Here is a 2,696-nt window from a genome sequence, read left to right as displayed (position 1 = left end):
CTACTTTTCTTTTATGCATATAGGTTATCTTAACGAAAAAGACATGGTGATTGAACGAATCAAAAAGAGGACATGATATGTAAACCATGTCCCCGGTTTAAAACGTAAACTATGTTCGGTTTCTACAATACGCTATGTTTTATCTCGCAGTTCTTGCTTCTCTTACAATTTCTTCCCTTTAACCAACCTGCGTATCCACATCCGTCCAGGGTGCAGGGCATCAAGCACATCATTAGGAAGTGGCAGCGGATCGCCGCAGATCTGTGATGCCAGCAGTTCACCTAGCAAAGGAGCAGAGCTTAATCCGCGAGAGCCTAGACCTATCATTGAGTAGAGGTTCGGATAAGTTGGAACATTCTCTGCGCTGTCTTGTTGTTCTCTTAAATCAGCATATTGTTCGATCAATGTCTCGTAGTTGCAAACATCGCCGACAAACGGCAGGTGGTCACGACTGGCACAGCGAACGCCTACGCGAGCCTGCTTATCAGCCATATCGATGTCGGCTGGCCAGTCAATATCTGGCAGGCAGTCAACTAGCCGCTGCTTGTTGTCGGCATGCTCTTCCTCGCTGAACGTTAGATCGGTACTGCCGCGGCGGTAGCTGGCACCAATGCAGTGACTTTGAGTTGCGGTGTTGGCTGGTGTTAGGTAGCCGTCATAGCAAAGTACCGTTTTTAGTTGCGATAGCGATTCATTGGTGGGGATATGGCTGACCTGCCCCCTGACCGAATAGGCTGGAATGGCCTGGGTTTGCTTAAATTCCGCAAAACGGTGGCCGTTAGCAACAATAACCGCTGCATGTTGGTATTGGTTTTCCGCACTATCAGTGAGTATCCAGCCGGATTGATCATCGTGCTGAGTAAGTTTGCAGATATCAGTCTTGCTTTTGAGTGTCAGGCGGCCACTTTCTTGTGCTAGCTGGAGGAGGGCGCGGGTGAGCTCTTGCGGGTAAAGCCAGCCACCGAGCGGGTAGTTTACGCTGCTATGGCCCGAAGGGACGCCGGTAACTTGTTTGGTCTGCTCGGCATCTAGCTGCCTAATCAGGGTGTCGGGAAAGCCGCCCTCCATCATTTTGCCAAGCTTTTTCTCTGCTGTTTCATTCCAGGCTAGCTGGGTGACACCACACCAGTCATGGGCAAAGGGTTTTTTCTCGGCAGCTTGTTCGACAAACTGGCGGGCATAGAGGAAGGCCGGAGCAAAGAAGCGAGACAACGCATCGTTAGAGCCATTAAGCAGAGGATAGACTGCTCCCTGGCGATTTCCCGAGGCGCCTTCAGCCGGCAGAGGATCGGCACAATATAAGGTAACGTCCATTCCACGGCGAACCAGCGATAATGCCGCGGTTGCCGAGCCGACACCGCCACCGATAATGGCAATATCACGGGTATGTTCAGCGCTGGTGCGTGCATACCAAGGCTTATAGTTCGCCTGGTGCTGACGTTTGGTCAGCGTACCTGCCAGCATTTCCCGTTTTGTGCCGAAGCCTTTCACTTTGCTCATCTCGAAACCGGCCTCGTTCAAGCCGCGGCGAACAAAGCCTGCTGCGGTGAATGTCGCGGTACTGCAGCCAACGCGCGCCAGCTTGGCCATGCCGTCAAACAGGTTCTGATTCCACATCTCCGGGTTTTTGCTCGGCGCAAAACCATCTAAGAACCAGGCATCCACGATACCGTCATCATTGGTCCATACTTGAGGCATACACTCTTTGATATCGCCAAACCATAAGTCGAGGGTGATCATGCCGTCTTCCAGCACAATACGCTGGCAATCGGCAACGGCTGGTGGGTAATGCGCATGGAGCTGTTCGGCCAGTTCGGCCAGCTCGGGCCAGGACTGGTGAGCTTTGATCAAATCGGCTTTGGTAACCGGAAACTTTTCGAAACTGATGAAGTGAAGCTCTTTGGTGGCTGCATCCGGGTGAGCCTTGCGAAAGGCTTTGAACCATTGCCAGACAGCCAGGAAGTTGAGCCCGGTACCAAATCCGGTCTCGGCCACGACAAAGCGGCGGCGGTTGAAGGTTTCCCAGCGCTCGGGTAAGCCATTTTGTTTGAGAAAAACATAGCGTGTTTCTTCCAACCCATTGGTATTGGAGAAATAAACATCGTCAAAGTCATTGGATACCGGGGTACCGGACTCGTTCCAGTCAAGAATGGCATTTTCAATGCGCTTGTTAGACAACTCAGACAAAGGAAACCTCATGTAAATGGTGTAACAGATATCGTGATGGTCTGAATCTGATTGGCTAAGCTACAGAAACAGAAGCACTAACGATTAAATAAAGTGAAATTGACGGGGATTGTACCTGATAGTAGGGAAAGCTGACCACTTTCTGTGAATAAACCCGTTATTATCATCAGCGTTAAATGACAGTAGGAATTCATCATGAAACGAGCCGTAATTACAGGCATGGGTATCGTATCCAGCATTGGTAACAATGTTAAAGAAGTGCTGGAGTCTTTGAAAACGGGTAAATCCGGTATCAACTTCTCTGAACAGTTCGCAGAAATGAAGCTGCGAAGCAATGTTTGGGGCGACTTAAAGATGACCCCGTCTGAGCATATCGACCGTAAAAAAATGCGTTTCATGGGCGATGCAGCAGCATTTGCGTATTTGTCTATGGAGCAGGCAATTGAAGACGCCGGCCTGACTGAAGAACAAGTTTCCAATGACCGTACTGGCTTAGTGGCGGGTTCGGG

At 50.3% G+C, this 2,696-nt stretch carries 2 protein-coding genes; one reads left to right on the top strand and one right to left on the bottom strand.

Going from position 1 to position 2,696, the window contains the following annotated elements; genetic code table 11:
• Positions 1 to 162: 162 nt before the first annotated feature.
• Positions 163 to 2,199 (bottom strand): bifunctional tRNA (5-methylaminomethyl-2-thiouridine)(34)-methyltransferase MnmD/FAD-dependent 5-carboxymethylaminomethyl-2-thiouridine(34) oxidoreductase MnmC, encoded by a 2,037-nt coding sequence (gene mnmC / locus MHN01_RS23745; RefSeq protein WP_239413823.1) that lies wholly within the window; start codon positions 2,197 to 2,199, stop codon positions 163 to 165.
• A 183-nt stretch (positions 2,200 to 2,382) separates the two neighbouring features.
• Here mnmC and MHN01_RS23740 point away from each other — a divergent pair.
• Positions 2,383 to 2,696, top strand: a 314-nt coding sequence (locus MHN01_RS23740) for a beta-ketoacyl synthase N-terminal-like domain-containing protein (RefSeq protein WP_304622889.1), incomplete at its 3' end; no start/stop codon positions are given.

The organism is Photobacterium sp. OFAV2-7 (assembly GCF_022347985.1).
Classification (GTDB): domain Bacteria; phylum Pseudomonadota; class Gammaproteobacteria; order Enterobacterales; family Vibrionaceae; genus Photobacterium.
Note: the sequence above shows the minus strand (reverse complement) of the source record. Positions and strands in the feature narration are given on the sequence as shown.